This is a genomic window from Bradyrhizobium sp. MOS001 (assembly GCF_004634465.1).
Taxonomy (GTDB): domain Bacteria; phylum Pseudomonadota; class Alphaproteobacteria; order Rhizobiales; family Xanthobacteraceae; genus Bradyrhizobium; species Bradyrhizobium barranii.
This window is the reverse complement of sequence record NZ_SPVJ01000039.1, coordinates 1-22,205: the sequence shown is the minus strand read 5'-3', so window position 1 is coordinate 22,205 and position 22,205 is coordinate 1. Positions and strand designations below refer to the sequence as shown.

Sequence of the window (22,205 nt, the reverse complement as noted above, 5' to 3'; positions counted from 1 at the left end):
GCGAACTCGTTTATTACTCAGCATCATACATCATGCACTTAGAGGTGGGCATGCGATGCAGGAAATCAAATGCGACATTTAGCCTGGATTGGCCGACTCGCCGGTCAAGGAACCTGCTGCAAGAAATCGCGCGTCTTGCGCTAATTGCCCTCTGGTCCGCGAACCTGCGCACTCTTTTCGGCAGTATCGCGAAATCGCGCTGCGCCCACCAATACGGTCAAGGCAATAGGCGTGGTTACCACGCCAAGCCCGATGATTAGGATTTCGTGCAGCACTGGCCTGCTCTGAAGTACCGAAAAGCAAACGATTGAAGCAGCTGCAATGAATACGGTGCCCAGCGTTGTCCCGAGCGTCGGCGCGTGGACCCGCTCGTAGAATGTGCCGAGCCGCAAAAGGCCCAGCGAACCGACCAGTGTGACGGCGGCGCCAACAAGCAGGAGAAATGCCGTGAGAGCCGCAGCCCAGGGCGGCAGGTGTTCGATGCCGTTCATTCCATCACCTCGCCGCGCAGTAGAAACTTCGCCAGCGCAACCGTACCAACAAAACCGAAGAGGGCCATGGCCAGGGCCGCTTCGAAATAGAGCGTTTCGCCGGATCGAATCCCGAACGTCAGAAGCAACAACATCGCGTTCACGGACAACGTGTCGAAACCCAAAACGCGATCCTGTGCCCGCGGCCCGCGAAAGATGCGGACCACGCCACAGCCGATAGCCAACACCAGAAGTACCTGCGCGGCGGAAAGCGCGTAGATCAGCAAGAGCTGGCTCATTCGAATATCTCCAGCAGATGGCGTTCGTAGCGCTGCTTGATCGTGCGGATCCACTCGGCTTCATCGACCAGGTCCAGAACATGGATCATCAACAAACCCTTCTGTGCATCGAAGTTCACCCACAGCGTTCCGGGGCTCGAGGTAATGATGCAGGCCAGCAACGCCAGTCCGTAGGGATTGCGCATATCGAGCGGAACGTTCACGAATCCGGATTTTCGCTGTCGGCGCCCAAAACCGAGAATGATCCGGCCAACCGCCAAGTTGGAGCGGATGATATCAATCGCCACCAATCCCAGCAGGCGTAGAAGGACGCCGGGTCGCCTGACGCGCGTGCTTGGTAACTCCAGTACGGTGAGAAACCGCCCGCCGACGAGCGCAATCACACAACCGAGGAGGACATGTCCGATCGTGACTGCCTGATTGAGCAGTAGCCACAATGCGAGCAGACAGAAGCTCATCCGCGGAAAGGGCAGGAATCGCGTCATTTGCCGCCCGCCTTTCGACTGCCTTGGGCGCTGATCTCCAGGACGTCGCTGACGTAGCCCGCCGGCGCGTGCAGCGATTGCGCCGTTGCCTGCATGAAACGCATCACCGGACCGGCGAGCACTGTCTGGGCCGCGCAAATGATCAACAGGAACATGATGGGCGCCATCTCGATCAAGCGCACACGCGGCACGGCGCGATCTGGCGAGGCCCAGAAGGAGCGTATGCCTGCTCGGGTCAGCGCGACCAACGCCGCGAAACTGGATACGAGGAGCGCCAACAGGAGCGCCCATCCACTGCCAGGAACGGCACCGCCCGGATGCATGTCTGCAGGACGAAGCGCCGCCGTCAGCAGCGCGAATTTGGCTATGAACCCCGACAGCGGCGGGAGCCCGGCGATGACTAGCGCGCACCCCATAAAGGCGACGCCGAGCAACCCCATCGTGGCCACAATGGCCATGCCGACCTCCTCTTCCGTATCGTCCGCGTCATCATCTTCTCCATAAGCTTCCCGGGTGACGGCGATCACATCAGCTCCGGGTTCGCGGCCGCGCTCGATGAGTTCGGCCAGAAGGAAGAACGCGCTGATGCCGAGAGTCGAGCTGACCAGGTAAAACAGTGCTCCACCGGTGACACTGACTTGTCCGGTCCCTGTGGCTGCCAGTACGGTTCCGGAGGATACCAGCACCGAAAAGCCGCCGAGACGGGCGGTGTCCTGGGATGCCAGTGTGCCGATTGCTCCGAATGCGATCGTCGCCAACCCGCCCCACAACAGCCAGTCACTACCGAAGCCCGCTGACGCGCCGCTGCCCTCACCAAAAAGCAACGGCGATAGACGCAGGATGATATACGCGCCGACCTTGGTCATGATCGCAAAGATCGACGCCACCGGTGGACTCGCGGCTGCGTAGGCCGTCGGCAGCCAGAAACACAGGGGCCACATGCCGGCCTTGAGCAGGAAGGCCACCGCCAGCATGCCGGCGCCTGCTTCGAGCAAACCGCGGCTCTCCGCAGCGATTGTAGGTATCCGCGCCGAGAGGTCCGCCATATTGAGCGTCCCGGTGACGCCATAGATCAGGCTGACCCCGATCAGGAACAACAGCGACGCGACCAGATTGACGACGATGTAGTGCAACCCAGCTTTCACTCGTGCGAGACCGGAACCATGCAGCAGAAGGCCGTACGAAGCGGCCAGCAATAACTCGAAGAAGACAAACAGGTTGAAGAGATCGCCGGTCAGGAAGGCACCATTGAGGCCCATCAACAGAAACTGAAAGAGCGGATGGAAATGCGCGCCTGTCCGGTGCCAACGGGCAAGAGAGAACACAACCGACGCCAACGCCAGGATGCTGGTCAGGAGCAGCATGAGCGCGGAGAGCCGATCGAGAACGAGGACAATTCCGAAAGGAGCGGGCCAATCGCCCAGGCGATAGACTTCCCTGATTCCGGGGTGACCCGAATCAGACATTCCGAGCAAGATCATCGCGACGCAAACGAGTGCAACCGTTGCGGCGACATTGACGGATGCCACTATGTTGCGGTGCCGCTCTCCATTCAAGAGCAGCATGCCTGCACCGGCAAGCAGGGGCAGGACGATGGGCGCAACGACCAGATTTGCGATTCCGCTCACGCCTCGGGCTCCTGACCGTCGACGTGATCGGTGCGAGCCAGGCCGCGCGACGCGAGGAGAACGACAAGGAACAGCGCCGTCGTCGCAAAACTGATGACGATTGCAGTCAATACGAGCGCCTGTGGTAGCGGGTCAGCATGTTTCATTGCATCCCCGATCTCCTTTGCGATCAGCACCGGCGCTCCCGTCCGCGCCCGCCCCATGGCCACGATGAAGAGGTTGACGGCGTAAGAGAGCAACGAAAGCCCGATGATGACTTGAAACGTGCGCGGCCTGAGGACCAGCCACACGCCGGACGCCGCAAGCGCACCTATGCCGATGGCCAGGCTAAGCTCCATTACACCAACCCCTCTTTCGGTCGCTCACCGGGCGCGCGTTGCCCCGCCTGGAGCGGCACGCCGTAGCGACGCAGCGATTGATGCGCGATTGCGATGAGCATCAAGACCGTGGCGCCGACGACGAGCGAGAACACACCGATATCGAAGAGAAGAGCGCTGGCCGTGGGGACGCGACCGAGCAGAGGCAATTCGGCATATGCAAAGTACGAGGTCAGGAAGGGGTGTCCGAAAACGCAGGCGGCAGCTCCCGCACACCCTGCCAGCAAGAGGCCGAAACCCATCCAACGCACCGGCATGACGTGAAGACGAGCTTCCACCCAAACCGTGCCGCGAGCCATATATTGCAGGATGAACGCTGTCGCCATTGCGATGCCGGCGACGAAGCCGCCGCCCGGAAGGTCGTGCCCGCGCAATAGAAGGAAAATGGCCACGACGCCGATCACGGGAAACAGCAGCCCCATCATTAATGCCGCGGTAGCAAGCGTGTCCTTGGCAGTGTCGCCCTTCTGTCGATCGGGATGAGCCTCGTCGTGGGCATCCTGGGCATGCTGCTGTTCGGGAACGGGAATGCTTTCGGGGGCCGGACGGAAACGGCGCAAAAGCGCGAAGACGGTCAGTGCGACCACCGCAAGCACCGTGATCTCGCCGAGCGTATCGAACCCGCGGAAATCAACCAGGATGACGTTCACCACATTGGTTCCGCCACCCTTCGTGTATGCGTTTTCCACGAAGTATCGTGAAATGCTGTGATTATCCGGGAGCTGCATAGCTGCCAGAGCGAGGGTGGCCAAACCGAGCCCGGCGAGGAGCGCGATGGAGAAGTCGCGAGCGCGGTGCCACCGAATGCTGCCGCGTGCCTCGTCCGGGCTTGATTGAGCAATGCGTTTTGGCAGCCACCGCAAGCCGAGCAATAGGAGAACCGTCGTAACCGTCTCAACGACGATCTGCGTCAGCGCGACATCGGGAGCGGACAGCCAGACGAAGCTGACGCAGGTGACGAGGCCCGCGGTCCCGAGCAGTATCAGCGCGACCACCCGATGAAATTTGGCCTGGACCGCGGCTCCTACCGCGCAACCGACGCCCACCACCCAGAGTAATCCGAAGACGAGGTCGAATTCACGCCCTGATGGTCCCGTCAGCGAGAGGCCGCGGGCGTACAGGGGTAGCAGGGCAGCGACGAACGCCACGCCAGCCAAGATTCGCAATTGTGGTTGGAGGTGTCTCGTCCCGAGATTGGTGGCGAGCCATCGCGCAAGGCGCCAGGACAACGTCACCAACACCCAGTCAAAGATCCGCTTACCGTTGATGCGACCGAGCAACGGCGGTCCCTCGTGCACGAGCAGGTAGGAGCGCAGCATGACGTAGACGCCCAACCCCCCGACCATCGCTACTATGCTCATCAGAAGTTCGGGCGTAATTCCGTGCCAGAGACGAAGGCTGTACTCCGGCATCGCGGAGCCGAGAACCGCCCGAGCAGCCGTATCGAGGATCGGCGCTACGGTGAGAGCCGGCGCGACGCCGACGACGAGGCATGCCAGCACGAGCAGTTCGGCCGGAAGTCGCATCAACAGGGGCGGCTCATGTGGAACGCGTGGCAAGCCGGTTGGAGCCGGGCCGAAGAACACGTCGCGAATAAAGCGCAGTGAATAGGCAACCGTGAACGTGCTGGCGAGAGTGACGATGTACGGCAGCGCCTGATCGACGAGGGAATTGTCATGGACCTCGATCGTCTCGGCAAAAAACATCTCCTTCGACAGAAAACCGTTCAGCAACGGCACTCCCGCCATTGCCGCGGCAGCCACCATGGCCAGCGTCGCCGTAATCGGCATGAAGGCCCATAGCCCGCTAAGGCGGCGGATGTCGCGCGTGCCGGTTTCGTGATCGATGATGCCGGCCGCCATGAACAGCGATGCCTTAAAGGTCGCGTGGTTCATGATATGGAAAATCGCCGCGATCTGCCCGAATGGGGTATCGAGTCCGGTCAAAAGCGTGATCAGTCCGAGATGGCTGATCGTCGAGTAGGCCAGTAGCCCCTTCAGATCCTGCTGGAACACGGCGAGAAAGGCGCCCAGAAAAAACGTGATCAGGCCGATCGAGCCCACCAGCCACAGCCATTCATTCGTTCCACCCATTGCCGGCCAGAGCCGCACCAGAAGGAACACTCCGGCTTTCACCATTGTTGCCGAATGGAGATAAGCGGAAACGGGAGTTGGAGCGGCCATCGCGTGCGGCAGCCAGAAATGAAACGGGAATTGCGCGCTTTTGGTCAGAGCGCCGAGAAGGATCAGAACGAGTGCGGGGACATAAAGCGCGTGCGAACGGATCACGTTTCCGGAAGCCAGCACCTGCTCCAGGTCATAGCTGCCGACGATGTGCCCGATCAGCAGCACGCCAGCGAAGAGGCAAAGCCCGCCCGTCGACGTGATCACCAGCGCCATGCGCGCGCCGTCTCTCGCAGCCGCGTTGTGGTGCCAGTAACTGATCAGTAGGAATGAAAAGAGACTGGTCAGCTCCCAGAAAAAAACAAGTTGCAGCAGGTTGCCGGAGAGCACGATTCCAAGCATTGCCCCCATGAAGGCGAGCAGGAGGGAGAAGAACCGCGGAACGGGATCACTGGGTGACATGTAGTAGCGGGCATACAGCACCACCAGAAAGCCGATGCCGGTGATCAGCATGGCGAAGGCCCATGCGAACCCGTCAAGCCTCAGCACAAATGCGAGTCCAAGTTCAGCGACCCAGTCCGTTCGCCACCCGACAACGCGGCCATTCGTCACGTTCGGATAAGCCGCGCCGATGAGGCAAAAAGCTGTAAGTGCGATCGATCCAGCGAGCCATGCTTCAGCGTTGCGTGCATTGACCCGCAAGAGTGCCGCAATAAAGCTTCCTGCGAAAGGAAGGACGAGAACGGCAAGCAGGAACATTTGCGTTCATTGCCCCAGGCTGCGAGGTGGAGAGATGCTTCGCTGATCCTCAATTGCTTAGCCGAGGCGGATCGATATCTCCACTGCTAGATTTAGCGCCATTGTGATTGGTTTGACCCGGAAACCGCCATTCTGGCGGACACTGGCTCCGCAATCGAGCGGTTCAGATCCAGTGTGGAAGCGTGCCAGTCGCAGCGGCGACGACGGCCGCGAGAGCGCCGAGCAACGCGTAGAATCCGCAGAGCGCGATCACCCGCCAGCCACTCATCTCGACCGGCTCGGTGTCCTCAGCTGGGCTGACCTCGGAGCGGTATCGCATGTCATGGCGCCCGTTCAGTGTTCCATCGCAGGTGCAAGCGATCGACGCCGACTATAACAATGGCTCTGTAGAACTACGGCTCACATTCACGTCAAACCGCCCAGGCCTACCGGTGAAGCGACAAGAGTGATCGCCTGCAGCAACGCCAGCCTGGCCATCCCACGCGATGTAATCTTTCGACGCATGTTCTTACGCAGCCAGGCAGTCCCGCGTGATTGTCCGCCCCTCTCACTCCAACGACGTCCCTTTGTCCCCTCTCGATACTTCGCGTGCACAGGTGCTGTGCGGTTTCGTCGCAATGTTTCCAGGGAAATGAACTACTATAGTCAGAGCATCATGGCTTATGTCATCGACATTGATGCGCGCACCGCGCGTTTTGCTCTTCACGCCGGCCGCCTCCAAGCAGGCGGTTAGCCGGACGGTGTTCGCGCCGTCCGGGCTCTTTTCCAGCTTTCGTGACCTCCACTCGAGAGGTCGTCTTGAAGCAGAAGGAGTGTGCCGTGCTGCCTCTTCCAAAAATTGCGCTGACCGCATCAGACTATCCGCGGCTCGAACAGCTCGCCCGCCTCGCCGTCCAAAAAGGAGATTTGGACGGGATATTCCTCATGGGCGAAATCAACCGCGCCGATATCGTCCCGGACGAAGCGGACAACGTCCGTCCGTTCGTGACGATCGGATCATGGGTCACTCATTGCACGAATTGGGGCGTTCCGCGTCGCACCGTGCAATTGGTCTGGCCCGAGGAGTGCTGGTCGGATCCCGCCTCCATTTCGGTGTTGACCCCGCTGGGTGCGGCTTTGATCGGACTGCAGGTCGGCGATCAGATGCCGTACTTTGTCGCCGGATGTCTGAATGTCGTCAGGGTCCAAAGCCTGACCCCATCGGATTCAAAGGTCGTCCCACTCTTCCGGAGAGGGACGAGGCGGTCAGGCAACCAGTTCGATGACGACCCCGGACCAACTGCAGCATAGGAGCGATCAATGCGCAATTTCGAAGCTGAGAGCCTGCGAGAACAGCCGGTGTTGCCGCCGATCAAGATCACTGAGGACGAATCGCGGCGTCTCAGTTCTTTGGCCAATTCGAGCATGGATCTGTTTCCGCGAGTCGCCCATTTTCTGGCTCGAGAAATGGAACGTGCCACGGTGACGGACGAGAACAACTTGCGAGGTGTGATCAGGATGGGGTCGAAAGTAACCTATCGCGATGACGAAACGGGTGCGAGCCGAGAGATCGTGCTGGTCTATCCGCATGAGGCAAACATCGAACTCAATCGGATCTCGGTCCTGACACCTGTTGGAGCGGCCTTGATCGGCCTATCGCCGGGGCAGCGGATCGAATTCGAGACACCCCACAAGCGCACCAGGGGCCTGACCGTTCTCGCTGTTTCCGAATAAGGGCTGTACGTTAAGTCAGATCGAGCCTCGCCGTCTTGCGATGTGGGCGCGCCGTCTAGGAGGGCGTCGCGCCTGGATCGCGGGCCCTCTCTCGGGCGGACCCGCTCCCTGAAGACATGACGAAACTCGATGCGCAATGGGATGCTGCGATCAACGATCCGAATTTCGACGCCTTGCTGCCAATGTATGCCGCCGACGCCAGTCTAATGCCACCCGGCGCAGCGCCTCTGGACCTACGGCGATACGCGACTTCTTTGCCAAAAGAGGCACGAGCGTCAGAAATCACAAGCTTGAGCTTGTAGAGACTTTGCAGAGGGGAGACTACGCTTACCTCGCTATTCAAAGCTTCATTTGGTAAAGGGCGAGGAAACGACCATGCTGTCCGGCGGTACCGTTCAGCTTTATGAGCACCAATCCAACGGCGAATGGAAGGTTAAGTCCGTATTTTTGTTCGGGAATAGTCAAGGCGCATTTGATATCTAGCAGCATTCTTGAGCGACCCGTTCTGGTCTGCGGCTCGAATACTTCGAGCGAGAGGCATTTGCATGACGGACCTGCGGTCGTTGATTGAAAATCCTAGCCGGTGCCACGCTCCTCGGCGTCGCGCGCAGGGCCAGCGCACAAAAAGTCAAATCATTCACCATTGCCTACCTCGCCTACTTGCAGGTGAGGATCGTAGCTTCGTGCGGAATTTTTTTGCGCCGTCTCGATCAGCTTGATTAACGTGACGGAAAAAACCTGCAGTTCGTCTATCGCTCGGCAGAAGGCCGGCCGGAACTCTTGCGAGGCCTTGCGTCCGACCTTATTCGGATGAAGCCTGACGCGCTTGTCACCGGATTTGGCACGGTTGCCGCCACGGCGGGCAAGGCAGCCAGAAGCGGCATCCCCGTTGTACTCATGGCTGTGGGCGATCCTGCCGGCGCCGAGGTCGTTGCAAGTCTCGCCCGGCCCGGCGGTAACGTCACCGGACTGTCGGACCTAGCCGCATATAGGGCATCCGGCTTCAGCTGTTGCGCGAGATCGTCCCTGCCGCCTCGTTGATTGCCGCGGTCTTGAACCCGGGCACGCCGTACGCGGCCCTCGCCTACAGGGAACTCGAGACCGCAGCGCATGTCGGGAGAATAGAGTTACGGGTCTTGTGCGCTCGCCCGAGGAGATCGCGCCGCAGCTCGAGGCCAGCAAGGTTGCAGGAGCCGGGGGCCTTGCGATCTCGAGGACCGCCTCACGTTTAGTAGCGGACCGAAATCGCCGCGGCCGCCTCCCGCCTGCATTCGCCCGCTATCTACGGCTACCGCGAGTTCGCGGAGGCAGGCGGCCTTATGTCCTACGGCACCGATCATGGCGAGCAATGGCGGCGCGGCGCGGAGATTATCGACCTCATTCTCAAAGGCGGGAAGCCGGCAGACATCCCCGTCGAGCGGCCGACCACGTTCGAGCTTGTCGTCAAACTCAAGACGGCCAAGGCCTCAAACATTGTGGTGCCGTCAACGATCCTGAGTCGTGCCGACAGGATCATCGAATGAGCGTCGCCACTTCCGAAATTGGCCCAAATGCGAAGTGCACGATGTCCGCTATTTAGTCGCTATCGGGGTAAAAGCGGACGTCGCACACAATCCGCGGGCGGTATTACTGCGCTAGAAATCTGAATGCGATAACCAGCGCCACCATGCTCGCGAAAATCAGCAGCGCCGCGAGGGTTTTTCGGGTCATTGGCCTCGTCGAACGGCGCGCAGCCGATTCACGGGGTTGAGATCTAGGCGGTCTCTGGGACCGCACGACTTTGCCCTCTGTCGTTGGCGTCCGAGCCTTTGGTTCCGGCGCTGCGCCCACGCCTCCCATCTCGCTGTAATAAGCGCTGTAGACCTCGCGAACGGCTAGGGCCGTGGATTCGGCCTCGCTCATTGTCTCGAGCCGAGTTCGATAGTTAGTCAGAAAGCTTTGGGCGCTGGACGGCAGGTCATCGAAACCACCGAGCTTGGCCATCATTAGCCAGGTGGCAAAATCCGCCTCAGCCTTCGTGCGCGCTTTCTTGGCGATACTGGCGCTGGAACCGGAGGACATGGTGGTCCGATTGGTCGGAATCCGGCCGCGAGGCTGTTCGTCGACACCATCCGCGCGGCAGGAAGGGCAATTGGCAATCCAGTCACAGTAATGACAGCGCGGGAGAGTTCAAACGCGAACCTTACCAACCAGTCGGTTCCTGGCCCAGGTTGAAGCGGAGTGAGCAGGCTGGCTAGGGTAGGGGCTCACCTCTGCTGATGCCCCAACGTGCTTTCATTGAACAGAAAATTTCTGTTTAACTCCTATGAGCAACATGCTGCGATGCGCGCGCCGGCAGCCATCTGGCACCCGAAGGAACCCTGCTCAGCTTCCTAAGGTTTGCATGCACAGTCGCTCTGATGCGTTGGAGACAGCTGAGGCAATGCCCCGAGCCAAGCGCACGCCGCCGCTAGTCTGTGGGAGTATCACAAAGCCGAGACGGAATTGATCGGCAAGCCCGTGGTGCTGACGGATGAAAAGGCAGGGACTATCGAGGAATTGTGCTTGGACGAAGCGCACGTTTGCGTCTTTCCGTCGCTGGCCATCCCGGGAAGTGGCCCGTCTCAACGATTAAGCTCCTAGAGCGATAGAACTTCACCGCGCGTATAATGATCTGATGTTATCGGCTAATCGAAGCGACTCGCCCAGTCCCCGATGAATGCCGAGTTGGGGCGGCTCTGGACCGTCCCCCTCTGGTGCTCGACCGCGCCGGCTTTCTGGTCGAGCAGTCCGCCCTCAGCCCGCACATCTTCGACGAGGCAGGCCAATGACCATCGCCCTGGTCGCCGCCGCCTGCTGGATCGGGCTGAACGTCCTCGCTGTGGGGGCCGGCGGTCGCTGGCGCAAGAGGCGAGCGCGTGAGCGTTCACGAGATCATATGGTATGCCACCGCCGCGGCCCTGGTCTGCACAGCTGCTGCCTACGGCATCGGCTGGGGCTACGTGCTGATCCGGCTGTACATCGCATACAGGTAGAGGCCGCTGTCTTAACAATGACTGCGAAGGTCAGCTAGCCGCCAGGTTGGGCAAGTAGGAAGGCACGTCGCCCTGCTTTTTGCGCTCGGCGATAAGCTCCTTCTCAGCCTCGTACCAGAAAGTGTCCATCTGCCTTGCTGGTTGGCCCGCCTTTTCCCAAAGGAGGTAAGCTCGATTCCTGATGTCTTGCTCGGTCATACCCGTCATGTGAGAGATCTCCCTTCCGGGAAAACGTAGGGCGAGGTGTTGAAGTTCCTGCACGGAGTGAACCCGCGATGCGACGCGGCAACCCATGAAACTAAAGTTTCGCAGCATTTTCTGGTCATGCCGAGATACTTCTTTCATATCAAGCACGTGCGTGGCGAGATCGACCACCAGGATGAGGAACTTCCTGACAAGCATGCGGCGTGGAACGAGGCCACTGTGACAGCCCGTCAGATGCTCCAAGGCATTGATGGGAAGCTGACGCCGGCCCGAGACTGGCAGATGGAAGTGACGGACGAGTTTCAGACCACGCTTTACGTCCTGCGCATTCAAGCTGAAGTGCCAAAGTGAGGCCGAGAGACCCGCCTTTCCACACGATTTGCTGGCGTTTTGTGGGTATGATCCTGACCTGCGTAGTTCGCGCACCGCCTGCTTCGGGGGCGTCGCTGCTAAGCCATGAACCGGCCTGAGCTCGGCACGCCCCGCCTAGAAAAGCTCGAGGTCGGCCCCCGGCCAAATCCCGGCGTTGCCCAGGAGCGTCCCACATACGGTCCCGACCTGAGCGGTTTGCCCGTCGTATTCGTTTGCGGGGTCGGCGTGCCATTCAGCCTCTACGAGACCGGGCGCGTCCTTTGGTGGATCATCTCGCCGAAGCCGGCACAGCAATGCACGGATGGATGACCGCTTCTGGAGGAAAAGCAGACTACGCAGGCAATTTGAGCATTTCGCCTTTTGGACCCATGGCGGACATAACGCACTCCGGCGTGATGTCTTCCCCTACGTTGCGGGGAGGTCGATCTTACGCGGCTTGCAGTATCAACTCGCTCACGCGGTCTGGTGCATCGAGCATGGCCATGTGCCCAAAATCCGGCAGTTCGAATGTGGCCCAAGACTTGTCGCTCTTGCAGTCTGCCAGTGCCTTGTCAAAGGGCGGCTGTGGAAATTTTGGGAGCCGGATGTATGTCTTCTTCGCCACCTTTTGGAGCGCCCCGGAAACCTTGATCTGCTGGAGATAGGTGCCGACTGGATGCGGAGTAACCTTAGACTCGGCGAATGCCCGATCGCGTTCGGCAACAACACTGGCCGGATAATGCGCCGATCCGCGAACGCCCGCCTCGCCCTTGTCGATGGCCATTTGTATGCCTTTGCGGACCGGCTCGGCTGCGTAGTCCGCCACCCTTTGTCCGTCGGCCGGAATGTAGGCATCAAGCCATACAACCGATGAGACGCGATCGCCGATGCTTTCGAGTGCACCCGAGCCTACAAAGCCTGCATAGGACCAAGCCACGAGGCAGACGTTCTCGAGACTTTCCCATTTGATCAGGTTGACGACGTCGGCAATGTGGGTGTCCAGATCGACATCCTTGCTCAGCAAATGCGAGCGCTCGGCTAAACCCGTGAGTGACGGAGCGAACACTTTATGGCCGTCCTGTTCGAGCCGGTCAGTGACCCGGCGCCATATCCAGCCACCGCAAAAAGCCCCGCTGACAAAGACAAAGGTCTTTCGCGCCGATTGCGCGCGGTCGGCACCGACCGCCCCTGGGGTCGCTGCTGCCGCGAGACCGCCGGTTGCAGCACTGCGCAGGATGCGACGGCGGGTAATTCCACCATTCGTCATGACAAAATTCCTATGGTTTGAGGAAGATCGGGACCGAAGCGGATTGCAACCTTGGAGGATTTCCGCGCGTCGGTTCGCGGCCAAGGCCTGCTCGTGGCCCGTTTGAGACGTGCCCACTATCCTGAGAATGTCCGTTCACCGGGGGCGGTCTCAACCGATCGACGCAACACTTTATCTTAGAGGGAAAAGATGGAGTGTAGGATGGAACGGAGATTTCATAGAGGTTTTACCGCGGCAGAAAAGACGGAGTTATGGGACCGTTGGAAGCGCGGGGAGTCACTGAAGGCGATCGGGCGAGCTTTTGGTAAGCAGTCATCGTCGATCTATTTTCTGGTTGCCCCGCATGGAGGGTTTCGTCCTGCGGAGCGGCGTCGCTCCAGGTTGGCATTGACGCTTGCGGAACGCGAGGTGATTTCCAGAGGCGTTACGGCACGTCAATCAGCCCGGTCTGTCGCCAAACTGCTTGGCCGCTCGCCCTCGACGGTGAGTCGTGAAATGAGCCGCAATGGCGGCTGTGATCGCTACCGGGCGACACTTGCGGACGAGAATGCCTGGGCACAATCGCGTCGTCCAAAATGTTGTAAGCTGGCGATCAATTCGCGGCTTCGGCAGGCCGTGGCAGGGAAGCTCAGATTGGATTGGTCACCCGAGCAGATAACCGGTTGGCTGAAGAGAACGCATCCTGAAGACGAGTATAATCAGGTGTCACACGAGACCATCTATCGCAGCCTGTTTGTCCAAGCGCGCGGCGTGCTCAAGAAAGAGCTGCTTCGCCATCTTCGATCGAAGCGCTCGATGCGTCGCTCCAGACCGGTTGATCCGAATGGCGATAGACGGGGACATATGAAGGATGCCGTCTCAATCCGTCAGCGAGCGGCTGCGGTTGAAGATAGGGCGGTGCCTGGCCATTGGGAGGGCGATCTGCTGTCCGGGCCGAACAACACCTACATCGCGACCTTAGTCGAGCGTCAAACGCGTTACGTGATGCTGGCCAAAGTGGCAGGCAAGGACACCCAGACTGTAGTCAACGCGCTCATCAAGCCGGCGAAGAAGCTACCAAAAGAACTGTATAAGTCCCTGACTTGGGACCGAGGCAAGGAACTGACGGATCATCGGCGCTTTTCGATGGCGACCAACATCGATGTCTATTTTTGCGACCCGCAAAGCCCGTGGCAGCGCGGGTCGAACGAGAATACCAATGGCCTGCTGAGACAGTACTTTCCAAAGGGCACCGACTTGTCGGTGCATTCGCAAGCCCATCTGAACAAAGTGGCTCGTCAGCTAAACGAACGACCACGTGAGACCTTACAATTTGAAACGCCAGCAGAGAGATTTAATGCCTGTGTTGCGTCAACCGGTTGAGCCGGCAGGGGGTAGACCGGAAGTCGTCGTGCTCCGGCCAAACCGACGCGAATGACCCCACCCAGACATCCGTCTGAATGAGGGATCAGGGTGCCATCGCTGACAAAACAATCTGTGATGCCGTCGGTCCAGCTCATTCCAAGCCGTCTTATAGGGAGGCAGCCCATCAAAGTGCGGCTTACGAGCGGTCTTAAGAAAAGGAGGACTCAATATGGCAACATTCATCCTTGTTCCCGGGGCAGGCGGCATGGCTTGGTATTGGCACCGTGTGGCCCCGCTTATTCACGCGTCAGGGCACGAACCCGTGGCGGTTGACCTCCCTGGCGACGACAGGCACGCCGGTCTTGCAGCGTATGCTGACATCGTCGTCCGCTCGATCGCGGAACGAGCCGATGTTATTCTGGTCGCTCAGTCGCTTGCAGGCTTCACGGCACCCCTCGTTTGCGCACGTGCGCACGTGCGGATGGTGGTGTTTGTCAACGCGATGATCCCAGAGCCGGGCGAGACCGCTGGCGTATGGTGGGGCGCAACAGGAGCAGTAGAGGCGCGGGAACAAGCTGCGGCGGTGCGTGGCTATACGGCGGAATTCGACGTGGAAACGTACTTTCTGCACGACGTGCCGCAGGAGGTGCTGCGCGCTGGCCCTGAAAAGCCTCGCGAGGAAGCCGAGACCATTTTCGGCGAGCCCTGTCTTTTCGAGCGTTGGCCTGACATCCCCATTCATGTTCTTGCGGGAAAAGATGACCGCTTTTTCCCAATCGAATTTCAACGGCGTGTCGCGCGCGAAAGGCTCGGAAAGGAGGTGGCAGAAATTCCCGGTGGCCATCTTGTTGCGTTGTCGAATGCGGAGGGACTGGCCGAATGCCTTGTTGCCTATGAGAAGGGTTGATTGCGGGCCAGCTTTGCTAAATGAGTCTAGGTCGGCTCATGGCCCTTCAGCGACCTCGGGAGACGTCCGCTTTCCCCGCCGTGGCAAATTCAGGCCCCCACCATTACCAGACATCGAACGTTCATTCGGCAGATCGGATGCCTCGCGGATCGATACCTCGGTTCGAGGCGACGTAATCGATCTCGCCGCGCGTAGTACCGATATCCATTAGCTCCCTGTCACTTAGGTCGCACAAGGTGGCTCGTAACCTCGCCACTGTTGAAATGCATCCCAATATATTTCGAGAGGGCTGTAGACTTGCCGCTTTGCGGCTGCCTGTCTCGGCTCGGTGGCCCCGTGGACCGTGCTCATTGCGATGTGTCCAGGCTGGACTGTTTCACGAGCCGAGGATACCGGGCGATGCGCTGGCGCGCTTAACATCCGGCTTACTTTTTCCTCCCCGGCGGCTTATTCTTTGCGCCTGCAACCGGCAACAGAAGCCGTTGGAGGCAACGTAGGGAAATAGCAACGTGCGCTACCTCTTCGAGGAGTACGCATTCGACACTGACCGCCGGGAGCTACATCGCGGAGCGAACGTCGTGGCCATCGCGCCCCAGGTATTCGACCTGCTCGACTACCTGCTCCGCAATAGGGAGCGCGTCGTTAGTAAAGACGACCTCATCAAGGCCATTTGGGACGGGCGTATCGTCTCCGATGCAGCGCTGACGACCCGCGTGAACGTCGCCCGGAGCGCGATCGGCGATTCCGGCGAGGAACAGCGCCTGATCAAAACACTGCCAAGGAAGGGCTTTCGCTTCGTTGGCCCGGTGCGGGAAGCGCAGAGGCCCTTAAGCGTGGCGGTGACCGAAATCCCGGCGGAACAGCCGAAACCCGTCCTGCCACTCCCCGATAAGCCCTCGCTCGCCGTTCTCCCCTTTACCAACCTGAGCTCCGACCCGGAGCAGGAGTATTTCGCCGACGGCATGGTCGAGGACATCATTACCGGCCTGTCGCGGTCCAAGTCGCTTTTTGTCATCGCGCGACACTCCACCTTTACTTACAAAGGCAAGGCCGTCGACATCAAGCAGGTCGGGCGTGAACTTGGCGTTCGCTATGTGCTCGAAGGCAGTGTGCGCAAAGCCGGCAATCGAGTCCGCATTACCGGGCAGTTGATCTACGCTACGACAGGAGCACATCTTTGGGCGGACCGGTTCGACAGTCAACTCGAAGATATTTTCGACCTGCAGGATCAAGTAACGAGCTGCGTGATTGGCGCAATCTTTCCTCAATTGGAGCGCGCCGAAATCGAGCGCGCGAAACGCAAGCCGACTGGAAGCCTTGAGGCCTACGACTATTATCTTCGCGCGCTATCAAGCTTTTACCAATTCACCCGCGAACAGAATATTGAAGCGGTTAGACTGAGCCAGGCCGCCAACGTGATCGATCCCGAATTCGCCGCAGCATACGCCCTTGGCGCTTATTCCTATCTGCAAAGAAAGTTCTTCGGCTGGAGAAGCGATGCTGCACAGGAGTGTGTTGAAGCCAGGCGACTCGTAATGCGGGCAATTGAGCTCGATAAGGACGATCCAACGGTGCTGGCGAGGACCGGACAGGTGATCTCTGAATTATTGGGTGAGGTCGAGGAGGGCGCAGCCCTCCTCTCACGGGCGATAAATCTAGATCCAAATCTCGTCATCGCACGGTATTCGCGCGGCGGAGAACACCTTATGCTCGGCGAATTAGACGCGGCGCTCGAACAATATGAAATCGCGGTGCGTTTAAGTCCGCTGGATCCATTAATATTTTTTGCCCAGACCGGGATAGCATATGCTCATTTTATGGCGGGTCGGTATGACGACGGTTCATCTTGGGCAAGGTCTGCTGTCCTGCAGCGGCCAAATTATGTGAACGCACAATTTATTCTGGCGGCATGCCTTTCGATGTCTGGACGGGTTGAGGAAGCACGAGTCGTCTTTGCGCGCCTACTGCAACTGAAGCCGGTCCTACGTATTTCCAGAATCAAAACAAGATTTCGCAGGGCGGAAGATATCGAAAGATTGTCGCAAGCTTGCCGGATGGCGGGCCTACCGGAATGAGCCGCGCCGCCTCGCAGTCCAGTCCCGCTGTCGACGCATGGATTGTTCCCGTCTCGTCAGCGCTGATAAGGTCGACGCTGATTGGATGAGACACTCGGGACGGGAAGTCATCGAGCGACCCGGCGACTTCCGGTTTTGGCCCATCGCGTCATTTCGCTGCGCTACGGAATTTGGTCGCTATCGGAGCATAGCGGACTCTGGCGAGCCGTCCGCCCGGCAGATTTATGGGTTCACGGCCTAGCAAAGCCGGTTTTGGTTTCAAGAGGAGGCTGAAAAAAATTTGTCACCGATTGCCGCGCCGTTACAGGTCCTCCCGCAGTCCTTGAAGAACGGATGCCGCACCTTTCCCTCGGCGGACTTGGCGCGATACTCGATCTCAGCAAGCAGCTTCGGTTCGACCACCTTTGTGCGCAATCATCTTGGCATAGGGCTGTGTCTTCCGCACCAGCGGCTCGAGGCGCCACCTCAGCTCGGCCGCCGATGTCTTGTCGAAGCCGTGGTCGACCTTGCCGGCATAGATCAGGTCGTCGCCCTTGCGCCGACCGAGATACATGCCGTCCCACTTGCCCTCATCGAGGGCGAAGCCGGCGATGGTGAGTGTCTCGCGCTGGGCGCAGGTTTTCTTGACCCAATTGTTGCTGCGGCCGACCGGGTACGCGCTGTCGCGCACCTTGGAGATGACGCCTTCGAGCCCGATCTTGCAGGCATGGGCAAACATCTCGTTCCCGTCGATCTCGAAACTCGCGCTGAACTGAACGTCGGTGCCGGCAATGATCTTCTTCAGCTCCGCCTTGCGCTGAAACAGCGGTAACTTCCGGATGTCCCTGCCGTTGAGGTAGAGCAGGTCGAAGGCGACGAGCACGATCTTCGTTGACTTGCCTTTGAGCTCATTCTGCAAGACCGAGAAGTCCGTCGTGCCGTCGGTGGCAGGTACGACAATCTCTCCGTCGATGATGGCCGAGCTCGCCTTGACGTGCCAGGCGTCATCGGAAACCTTCTTGAAACGCTTCGTCCAGTCGTGGCCGCGCCGTGTGAAGACCTTGACGGCTTCGTTGGCGAGGTGGACTTGCACGCGGTAGCCGTCGAACTTGATTTCGTGAATCCATCGCTCGCCGGATGGCACGCGGTCGGTCGCGGAGGCGTGCGGTCTGATCGGCTTGGCGCTGTTCGTCGCGCTCTATCTTCCTTGGTAAGCCGATCGCGAGTCCATCACAAAGACCTGCCGGTTCACGCCGGCGGGTTTTTATCGCTGACGCTTAACGCAGCCGAAGGCCGTCAGTTTATCGGACGGACGATTCCTTTGCTGGGAGGCGGTGCGTCATGGACTGTCTGAGCCTGGTAATACCGGCCGCTATTGGCGTGCTGGCTGGGCTGTTCTTCCTCGGCCACAACTGGCGGGCCTGGCACTCCCGGCGCTCTAATCCGCAATTGGATCGGCAGCCGGGAGCATTGGGGCTGGAATGACCTGCCGTGCCATGTCTGCCCTCCTAGTCACGTGAATCTAAAGTTCGCCACATAAAGTCCGCTGAGCTTTATAGCAGAAGCGTTTGACGGAAGCCAAAATCTGGTCTGCGGACTTGGTCCATTTGAATGGCTTCGGTTTTCTGTTGTGCAGGTCGATGAAGGTACGGATGTCGGCCTCGAGCTGCCTGACGGAGGTGTGAACACCTCGCTGGATCTGTTTTCTGGTGAGTTCAGCGAACCAGCGCTCGACCTGATTGATCCATGACGCGGAAGTCGGCGTGAAGTGGACATGATAGTGCGGCCGACGGGCGAGCCACGCTTTGATCTTAGGTGTTTTGTGGGTGGCGTAGTTGTCCATGACGAGATGGACATCGAGGCCTTCAGGAACTTGAGCATCGATCCCTTTTAAAAACTTCAAGAACTCGACTGCCCGGTGCCGCTTATAGCATTTGCCGATGACGAACCCCGAGGCGACATCGAGCGCGGCAAACAGCGAGGTCGTACCATGCCGCACATAACTGTGCGTGCGCCGTTCCGGTACGCCCGGCATCATCGGCAGGACCGGCTGCTCGCGATCCAGGGCCTGGATCTGGCTTTTCTCATCGATACTGAGGACAAGGGCTCGGTTCGGTGGGGACAGGTAAAGGCCGACGATATCGCGGACCTTGTCGACGAACAGCGGGTCGCTCGACAGCTTGAATGTCTGGCTGCGGTGCGGCTGCAGGCCGAACGCCATCCACATTCGGCGGATCGTGGTGTGGGAAAAGCCAGTTTCCCCAGCCATTGAGCGGATCGACCAGTGCGTCGCGTCGGGTGGCGTTGTACGCAATGTCCGCTCAATTACCTCAGCAACCTGATCGTCGTTGATGGTTCGAGGGCGGCCAGGGCGGGCCTCGTCAAGCAGGCCATCACAGCGATCCTTCAAAAATCGGCGACGCCACTTGCCAACGGTGTGTTCGTGGAGGCCGAGTTCGGCAGCCACGGACTTGCTTGGCAAGCCATCCGCACACCGCAGGATCGCGCGGCAGCGCTCAGATAGCGATCGGGCAACGCGATGACGACGAACTTGCCTCTCCAAGTACGCCCGCTCCTGCGGACTAAGCACCAACGGCGCGATCGGCCGGCCTCGTTCACCTGCATTCGCCACGAGCTCTCTCCTCTGTAGAGATTCGAGCTATCAACTAATGTGGCGAACTTGCGTTCCAGATGACTAGGCCGTGAACCCATAAATCTGCCGGTCGGTCGGCTTGCTAGAGTCCGCTATGCCCCGATAGCGACCAAATTCCGCAGCACAGCGAAATGACGCGATGGGCCAATATGCGACATCGCCTCGACGGGCAAAGTCCAACGAATTGCTTCACGCTCCGATTGTGCCGCTGTTGCTCGTTGCTCCAAATGCCTTTGATTATACGCCAACAGTCAGGACGGTCCGTCGCCTTCGGCATCATGTCGATGCCCGTGCCAGGCGAAATGGCGAAGATGAAGGCCCTCGCTTACGCCGGCAAAAGTCCAGCCGAACGATAGCTGTCGATCATCGCGTCGAAGAGTGAGATATCCGAGCGACCTCTCGCGAAGAGCTGCGCGCCCGCAACGGCCGAATAGATTGCTCGAGCCCGCGCTTGGCTTTCCTTAGGTTTGACGATCCCGGCAGCAGACAGGAGCTTGCTGAGCCACGCCACATTAACGTCGGCAAAGGCATGGACCTCCTTCTTCACCGTGTCCGGCAGGTCGTCATATTCCGCAGCCATGAAGCTGCAAAGGCACATGCGGTTGTCGCTCGAGAGCGACTTACGAAAAATCTCGGGGTATCGGCGCAGCGCTTTGAGCGGATCAGGCGACTGGTCCGATATAGCTTTAAGGTCCACGACAATATCTTCCCAGTAACGCTTTGCTACCGCTGCCCCGAGATCGGCCTTGGTCGGAAAGTGATGATAGATGCTTGGTGCCTTAATGCCGACTTCGGCGGCGATGTCTCGGAAGTTTAAGCCAGTGTAGCCATGCGCCATCGCGCTCCGTTTTGCTGCAGCAAGAATGATTTCCTTCGAACCTGCGCTCATTGAGCCTTTTCCCTAAAAAAACCAACCAAGTGGAAGGTAGGGCTTGACGGCAGCAATTCCAAGCCCTAAAGATTAGCTACCAACCACTTGGTAGTCTAAAATCCATCCACCCGACCACAAAGGAGAGAATTATGCCGTTTGCACGTATCGATCTGATCAAAGGCAAATCTGCAGACTATCGCGCCAAACTCGCTGACATTGTGTATGAAGGGATTGTCGGTGTTCTTAAGGCTCCGGATGGCGACCGCTTCATTGTTGTCAATGAGCACGCGCCAGAGAATCTCATCTATGATCGGCACTTCCTTGGCATGGATCGGTCGCCTGACTTCATCCTGATCCAGGTGACCAGCACGGTCGGTAACACCAAAGAACTGAAGTTTGCCTTCTACCGGCAGATTGCCGACGAACTCACCAACAAGCTCGGCGTACGGCCCGACGACATCATGATCAACATGGTCTTCGTCAACAAAGAGGATTGGTCGTTTGGCAAAGGGCAGCCCTGGTAGTTGCCTGCTCCTGAAGCTTCTCCCGCCCGGGGGGTCAGCATGGCTCCCCGGACACAGCGAGATAGCTCGGACTGAGCCAATCTGCCCGTTGCTAATATTTTGATTTCTGCCCGAGGCCAAGCAAGCGCAAGGTCCGTTCCGGGTCATTCGCGACTGGGTCGAACCAGTTGCAAGTCCGGCCGTGTCCGCTATGCCGCCGAAAGCAGAATGATTCAGAGCATTAATTTAGCGGCACCTCAAAGGGCCAATGCGGCTTGAGGGTATCGCTGCGGACGTGATTCATGCTCCGAAACTGGAGCCTCGAATCATGCGCTACGAACTCAGCGATTATGAATGGACCGCCATCAAACCGATGCTGCCGAACAAGCCGCGTGGCATTCGGCGTGTAAATGACCGTCGCGTGCTCAATGGCATCTTTTGGGTCCTCCGTTCAGGTGCGCCTTGGCGCGACCTGCCAGAGACCTATGGTCCCCGTACCACCTGTTACAATCGCTTCGTTCGTTGGCGGCGGGCTGGCGTGTGGGACCAGATTATGGATGCGTTGGCCGCCGGTCATGACGCAGCGGTGCAGATGATCGATACCTCCGTTGTGCGCGTGCACCAGCACGGAGCCTGTATCGCGGACAACAATCACCAAGATATGGGTCGCTCGCGAGGGGGCCTGACGAGCAAGATTCACGCGGTGGTGGACACCAATGGCCTGCCGGTCCATCTCGCTCTTACGCCGGGTGAAGCGCATGACAATCGGCTGTGTTCGGTTCTCCTCAGCGCCCTGCTTCCACAAACGATGTTACTCGCGGATCGTGGATACGACGCGGACTGGATCAGGGAGTCTGCCCGCCAGCAAGGAGCATGGGCGAACATTCCGCCGAAACGAAATCGCAAAGACCCGATCTGCTTCAGCCCGCATCTGTATCGTGCGCGGAACTTGATCGAACGGTTCTTCAACAAGATCAAGCAATGTCGGCGTGTCGCGATCCGGTACGACAAACTCGCAGCCAACTATCTGGCGTTCATCAAGCTCGCATCAATCCGAATTTGGCTACGCGCTAACGAGTCCACGCCCTTCTGTAATGGGCCCGATGATGTCAAGCCTCCCGAGTGAATGTCACGCCGCCGAGCTCATGCTTCTGTCCGTGGTCAACGCCTGGCCGCCACATCA

The 22,205-nt window shown here is 59.1% G+C and carries 21 protein-coding genes and 2 pseudogenes; 10 read left to right on the top strand and 13 right to left on the bottom strand.

What is annotated here, in order from left to right; genetic code table 11:
- Window positions 1–140: 140 nt before the first annotated feature.
- The 7 genes from mnhG to CT676_RS44435 all read right to left on the bottom strand — a co-directional run bounded on the left by mnhG (window position 141) and on the right by CT676_RS44435 (window position 6,460).
- Window positions 141–491, bottom strand: a complete 351-nt coding sequence (gene mnhG / locus CT676_RS32765; protein ID WP_063985061.1) for a monovalent cation/H(+) antiporter subunit G — start codon at window positions 489–491, stop codon at window positions 141–143.
- The gene (locus CT676_RS32760) at window positions 488–769 is read right to left on the bottom strand and encodes a K+/H+ antiporter subunit F (protein ID WP_063985060.1); all 282 of its coding nucleotides are present in this window, start codon (window positions 767–769) and stop codon (window positions 488–490) included. The genes mnhG and CT676_RS32760 overlap by 4 nt, the downstream gene beginning before the upstream one ends.
- Window positions 766–1,254, bottom strand: coding sequence for a Na+/H+ antiporter subunit E (locus CT676_RS32755; protein WP_063985059.1), 489 nt, complete (start codon window positions 1,252–1,254; stop codon window positions 766–768). Before CT676_RS32755 ends, CT676_RS32760 begins: the two co-directional genes overlap by 4 nt.
- Window positions 1,251–2,882, bottom strand: coding sequence for a monovalent cation/H+ antiporter subunit D (locus tag CT676_RS32750; protein ID WP_187387790.1), 1,632 nt, complete (start codon window positions 2,880–2,882; stop codon window positions 1,251–1,253). Before CT676_RS32750 ends, CT676_RS32755 begins: the two co-directional genes overlap by 4 nt.
- On the bottom strand, window positions 2,879–3,220 hold the full coding sequence (locus CT676_RS32745) for a Na+/H+ antiporter subunit C (protein ID WP_063985058.1): 342 nt from the start codon (window positions 3,218–3,220) through the stop codon (window positions 2,879–2,881). The genes CT676_RS32750 and CT676_RS32745 overlap by 4 nt, the downstream gene beginning before the upstream one ends.
- Window positions 3,220–6,141 carry a monovalent cation/H+ antiporter subunit A gene (locus tag CT676_RS32740; protein ID WP_135216184.1) on the bottom strand — a complete coding sequence of 974 codons (2,922 nt, stop codon included), beginning with the start codon at window positions 6,139–6,141 and terminating at the stop codon, window positions 3,220–3,222. The genes CT676_RS32745 and CT676_RS32740 overlap by 1 nt, the downstream gene beginning before the upstream one ends.
- A gap of 163 nt (window positions 6,142–6,304) precedes the next feature.
- Entirely contained in the window at window positions 6,305–6,460 is a 156-nt protein-coding gene (locus CT676_RS44435) for a hypothetical protein (RefSeq protein WP_161495741.1), read from the bottom strand.
- 479 nt (window positions 6,461–6,939) lie between these two features.
- Here CT676_RS44435 and CT676_RS32735 point away from each other — a divergent pair, with 479 nt between their 5' ends.
- The 3 genes from CT676_RS32735 to CT676_RS32720 all read left to right on the top strand — a co-directional run bounded on the left by CT676_RS32735 (window position 6,940) and on the right by CT676_RS32720 (window position 9,377).
- Window positions 6,940–7,431 carry a GreA/GreB family elongation factor gene (locus CT676_RS32735; protein ID WP_063986618.1) on the top strand — a complete coding sequence of 164 codons (492 nt, stop codon included), beginning with the start codon at window positions 6,940–6,942 and terminating at the stop codon, window positions 7,429–7,431.
- Between the two features lie 9 nt (window positions 7,432–7,440).
- Window positions 7,441–7,854 (top strand): nucleoside diphosphate kinase regulator, encoded by a 414-nt coding sequence (gene rnk / locus CT676_RS32730; protein ID WP_063985056.1) that lies wholly within the window; start codon window positions 7,441–7,443, stop codon window positions 7,852–7,854.
- Between the two features lie 1,244 nt (window positions 7,855–9,098).
- Window positions 9,099–9,377, top strand: coding sequence for an ABC transporter substrate binding protein (locus CT676_RS32720; RefSeq protein WP_084795269.1), 279 nt, complete (start codon window positions 9,099–9,101; stop codon window positions 9,375–9,377).
- Window positions 9,378–9,480: 103 nt separating this feature from the next.
- On the opposite strand, the gene CT676_RS32715 is transcribed toward CT676_RS32720, so the two are convergent.
- Window positions 9,481–9,915 carry a hypothetical protein gene (locus CT676_RS32715; protein WP_135216183.1) on the bottom strand — a complete coding sequence of 145 codons (435 nt, stop codon included), beginning with the start codon at window positions 9,913–9,915 and terminating at the stop codon, window positions 9,481–9,483.
- A gap of 393 nt (window positions 9,916–10,308) precedes the next feature.
- Here CT676_RS32715 and CT676_RS45470 point away from each other — a divergent pair.
- Window positions 10,309–10,484 (top strand): annotated as a pseudogene (locus tag CT676_RS45470) (PRC-barrel domain-containing protein).
- Window positions 10,485–10,898: 414 nt separating this feature from the next.
- Here the strand turns inward: CT676_RS45470 and CT676_RS32705 are convergent.
- Window positions 10,899–11,075 (bottom strand): DUF2934 domain-containing protein, encoded by a 177-nt coding sequence (locus CT676_RS32705; RefSeq protein ID WP_084795268.1) that lies wholly within the window; start codon window positions 11,073–11,075, stop codon window positions 10,899–10,901.
- Window positions 11,076–11,114: 39 nt separating this feature from the next.
- On the opposite strand from CT676_RS32705, the gene CT676_RS32700 reads away from it, so the two are divergent.
- On the top strand, window positions 11,115–11,423 hold the full coding sequence (locus CT676_RS32700; RefSeq protein ID WP_244623332.1) for a hypothetical protein: 309 nt from the start codon (window positions 11,115–11,117) through the stop codon (window positions 11,421–11,423).
- 448 nt (window positions 11,424–11,871) lie between these two features.
- Here the strand turns inward: CT676_RS32700 and CT676_RS32695 are convergent, their stop codons facing one another.
- Window positions 11,872–12,690: an alpha/beta fold hydrolase gene (locus tag CT676_RS32695; protein ID WP_244623331.1), complete on the bottom strand. Its 819-nt coding sequence runs from the start codon at window positions 12,688–12,690 to the stop codon at window positions 11,872–11,874.
- A gap of 201 nt (window positions 12,691–12,891) precedes the next feature.
- Here CT676_RS32695 and CT676_RS32690 point away from each other — a divergent pair, with 201 nt between their 5' ends.
- From CT676_RS32690 to CT676_RS32675, 3 genes are all read left to right on the top strand, one after another.
- Window positions 12,892–14,052, top strand: coding sequence for an IS30 family transposase (locus tag CT676_RS32690; protein ID WP_135216182.1), 1,161 nt, complete (start codon window positions 12,892–12,894; stop codon window positions 14,050–14,052).
- A gap of 211 nt (window positions 14,053–14,263) precedes the next feature.
- Window positions 14,264–14,941, top strand: a complete 678-nt coding sequence (locus CT676_RS32685; protein ID WP_063985052.1) for an alpha/beta fold hydrolase — start codon at window positions 14,264–14,266, stop codon at window positions 14,939–14,941.
- Window positions 14,942–15,519: 578 nt separating this feature from the next.
- A complete protein-coding gene (locus CT676_RS32675) occupies window positions 15,520–17,016 on the top strand; it encodes a winged helix-turn-helix domain-containing protein (RefSeq protein ID WP_343287554.1) in 1,497 nt (498 codons plus the stop codon).
- Between the two features lie 301 nt (window positions 17,017–17,317).
- Here the strand turns inward: CT676_RS32675 and ligD are convergent.
- From ligD to CT676_RS32660, 3 genes and pseudogenes are all read right to left on the bottom strand, one after another.
- Window positions 17,318–18,169, bottom strand: a pseudogene (gene ligD, locus CT676_RS32670) (non-homologous end-joining DNA ligase).
- Between the two features lie 348 nt (window positions 18,170–18,517).
- Window positions 18,518–19,627, bottom strand: a complete 1,110-nt coding sequence (locus CT676_RS32665; RefSeq protein WP_135216181.1) for an IS630 family transposase — start codon at window positions 19,625–19,627, stop codon at window positions 18,518–18,520.
- Between the two features lie 346 nt (window positions 19,628–19,973).
- Window positions 19,974–20,537: a TetR/AcrR family transcriptional regulator gene (locus CT676_RS32660; protein ID WP_135216180.1), complete on the bottom strand. Its 564-nt coding sequence runs from the start codon at window positions 20,535–20,537 to the stop codon at window positions 19,974–19,976.
- Between the two features lie 131 nt (window positions 20,538–20,668).
- Between CT676_RS32660 and CT676_RS32655 the strand changes: the two genes are divergently transcribed.
- Window positions 20,669–21,043 carry a tautomerase family protein gene (locus tag CT676_RS32655; RefSeq protein WP_135216179.1) on the top strand — a complete coding sequence of 125 codons (375 nt, stop codon included), beginning with the start codon at window positions 20,669–20,671 and terminating at the stop codon, window positions 21,041–21,043.
- Between the two features lie 307 nt (window positions 21,044–21,350).
- A complete protein-coding gene (locus tag CT676_RS32650) occupies window positions 21,351–22,148 on the top strand; it encodes an IS5 family transposase (protein ID WP_135216178.1) in 798 nt (265 codons plus the stop codon).
- Window positions 22,149–22,205: the final 57 nt, after the last annotated feature.

Coding starts and splice junctions, on each gene's coding strand:
- CT676_RS32655 (WP_135216179.1), top strand. CDS start 20,669: ATGCCGTTTGCACGTATCGATCTGATCAAAGGCAAATCTGCAGACTAT.
- CT676_RS32695 (WP_244623331.1), bottom strand. CDS start 12,690: ATGACGAATGGTGGAATTACCCGCCGTCGCATCCTGCGCAGTGCTGCA.
- rnk (WP_063985056.1), top strand. CDS start 7,441: ATGCGCAATTTCGAAGCTGAGAGCCTGCGAGAACAGCCGGTGTTGCCG.
- CT676_RS32740 (WP_135216184.1), bottom strand. CDS start 6,141: ATGTTCCTGCTTGCCGTTCTCGTCCTTCCTTTCGCAGGAAGCTTTATT.
- mnhG (WP_063985061.1), bottom strand. CDS start 491: ATGAACGGCATCGAACACCTGCCGCCCTGGGCTGCGGCTCTCACGGCA.
- CT676_RS32745 (WP_063985058.1), bottom strand. CDS start 3,220: ATGGAGCTTAGCCTGGCCATCGGCATAGGTGCGCTTGCGGCGTCCGGC.
- CT676_RS32760 (WP_063985060.1), bottom strand. CDS start 769: ATGAGCCAGCTCTTGCTGATCTACGCGCTTTCCGCCGCGCAGGTACTT.
- CT676_RS32690 (WP_135216182.1), top strand. CDS start 12,892: ATGGAACGGAGATTTCATAGAGGTTTTACCGCGGCAGAAAAGACGGAG.
- CT676_RS44435 (WP_161495741.1), bottom strand. CDS start 6,460: ATGCGATACCGCTCCGAGGTCAGCCCAGCTGAGGACACCGAGCCGGTC.
- CT676_RS32685 (WP_063985052.1), top strand. CDS start 14,264: ATGGCAACATTCATCCTTGTTCCCGGGGCAGGCGGCATGGCTTGGTAT.
- CT676_RS32650 (WP_135216178.1), top strand. CDS start 21,351: ATGCGCTACGAACTCAGCGATTATGAATGGACCGCCATCAAACCGATG.
- CT676_RS32705 (WP_084795268.1), bottom strand. CDS start 11,075: ATGACGGGTATGACCGAGCAAGACATCAGGAATCGAGCTTACCTCCTT.
- CT676_RS32715 (WP_135216183.1), bottom strand. CDS start 9,915: ATGTCCTCCGGTTCCAGCGCCAGTATCGCCAAGAAAGCGCGCACGAAG.
- CT676_RS32660 (WP_135216180.1), bottom strand. CDS start 20,537: ATGAGCGCAGGTTCGAAGGAAATCATTCTTGCTGCAGCAAAACGGAGC.
- CT676_RS32755 (WP_063985059.1), bottom strand. CDS start 1,254: ATGACGCGATTCCTGCCCTTTCCGCGGATGAGCTTCTGTCTGCTCGCA.